We start from the raw sequence: 251 nt of genomic DNA, 5'->3' as shown, positions 1-251 counted from the left end.
GTTATAAATCAGGCGCTCATCTGCCTGGCTGATGCCCAGCAGCTCACGTACCGGGTAATCGGTGAAAATGCCCGGCGCAACCTGATCGCGCTCACCGAACTGATGAACGCGTGCAATACGTGCGGCCACGCCGCTGTAACCCACCGTCACACCGGAGGCATCTGCACGGGCTTTCAGGTAGCGGGCGGTGCGCAGTTTTACGAACATGGGGACGCGCTTTGTGCTGTCCTGGTTGATGCGCCGGGTGCGTA

At 60.6% G+C, this 251-nt stretch carries 1 protein-coding gene; it reads right to left on the bottom strand.

Annotation, left to right across the window (positions count from 1 at the left end; genetic code table 11):
- A partial coding sequence (locus tag QP752_RS11325) for a phage virion morphogenesis protein (protein WP_284805552.1) occupies positions 1–251 on the bottom strand: 251 nt, incomplete at both ends.

The organism is Corynebacterium sp. UMB10321 (assembly GCF_030228725.1).
Classification (GTDB): domain Bacteria; phylum Actinomycetota; class Actinomycetes; order Mycobacteriales; family Mycobacteriaceae; genus Corynebacterium; species Corynebacterium pseudogenitalium.
Note: the sequence above shows the minus strand (reverse complement) of the source record. Positions and strands in the feature narration are given on the sequence as shown.